We start from the raw sequence: 1,530 nt of genomic DNA on the forward strand, positions 1-1,530 counted from the left end.
GTCGCCCGCAGGGGGGTTGGGTCAGCCGCTCCCAGGGGATGAGGCGCTGCCGCCCACAGGGGGGTGGGCCAGCTGCTCGCGGAAGGGTGAGGCGCAGCCGCCCGAAAGGGGGTGGGGCGCAGCCGCCCGCGGAAGGGTGAGGCGCAGCCGGTCGCAGTGGGGTGCGTCGGCCACGCCCGCGGACGGAGGAGGCGGGGACGGGCCGGGGCTGTTGGAGAGCCCCGGCCCGGTTCACGGCACCCGCACGGCCGTACGGGACACAGTCTTCCGCAGGCGTGTGGCGCGCGGGAGTCCGCGCGGTTGCCGGGCTGTTAAGGCTGGTCGGGCGGCACCACCCGCTTCTCCTCGGCGAAGTGACAGGCCGACGGATGGGCGGCCGGGCCCTCCTCGCCGCGGAACGCCTCCGGGACGGCGAGCAGCGGGACCTCGTCCGCGCACCGCTGCTGCGCCTTCCAGCAGCGGGTGCGGAAGCGGCAGCCGGAGGGGATGTTGGTCGGGGAGGGCACGTCCCCGGTGAGGATGATCCGCTCGCGGCGGTCGCGGGCCCGCGGGTCGGGGACGGGGACGGCGGAGAGCAGGGCCTGCGTGTAGGGGTGCGTGGGGTGGTCGTAGATCTGCCCGTCGGTGCCGATCTCCACGATGCGGCCCAGGTACATCACCCCCACCCGGTCCGAGATGTGCCGGACGACGGACAGGTCGTGCGCGATGAAGACGTACGCGAGGCCGAACTCGTCCTGGAGCCGCTCCAGCAGGTTGACCACCTGCGCCTGGACCGAGACGTCCAGCGCGGAGACCGGTTCGTCGGCGACGATGATCTCGGGGCGCAGCGCGAGGCCCCGCGCGATGCCGATGCGCTGGCGCTGGCCGCCGGAGAACTGGTGCGGGTAGCGGTTGATGTGCTCGGGGCTGAGGCCCACCACCTCCAGCAGCCCCTGGACGCGGCGCCGGCGGTCGCCCTTGGGCGCGACCTCGGGATGGATGTCGTAGGGCTCGCCGATGATGTCGCCGACCGTCATCCGGGGGTTGAGCGAGGTGTAGGGGTCCTGGAACACCATCTGGATGTTGCGGCGGACGGCCTTCAGCGCGCGCCCGGACAGGCGGGTGACGTCCTCGCCCTTGTAGCGGATCACCCCGGCGGTGGGGCGTTCGAGGTTGACCAGCATCCGCGCCACCGTGGACTTGCCGCAGCCGGACTCCCCGACGATGCCGAGGGTCTCGCCGCGGCCGAGGGCGAAGTCGACGCCGTCGACGGCCTTGACCGCGCCGGTCTGCTTGCGGAAGAGGATGCCCTGGGTGAGCGGGTAGTGCTTGACGAGCCCCTCGACCTCGAGGATCGGCTCGGTCGTCGTGTCCGTGCCGGGCACGGGCGCCATGGTGGCCATCGGTTCTCCTGGCGGGCGGTTCGGCCGGCTGGGGCGGTCGGGCGGCGGTCCCCACCGGCGAGGCGAGGGCGGTCGGGCGGCGGTCCTCAGCGGCGAGGCGAGGGCGGTCGGGCGGCGGTCCCCCACCGGCGAGGCGGCGGGACCGGAA

The 1,530-nt window shown here is 74.1% G+C and carries 1 protein-coding gene; it reads right to left on the reverse strand.

Translation table 11 applies throughout. The features are described from left to right. Window positions 1-311: 311 nt before the first annotated feature. Window positions 312-1,382, reverse strand: a complete 1,071-nt coding sequence (locus ACOV8S_RS15470; protein ID WP_448318401.1) for an ABC transporter ATP-binding protein — start codon at window positions 1,380-1,382, stop codon at window positions 312-314. Window positions 1,383-1,530 lie beyond the last annotated feature (148 nt).

The sequence above is a fragment of the Streptomyces sp. CO7 genome (genome assembly GCF_053474865.1).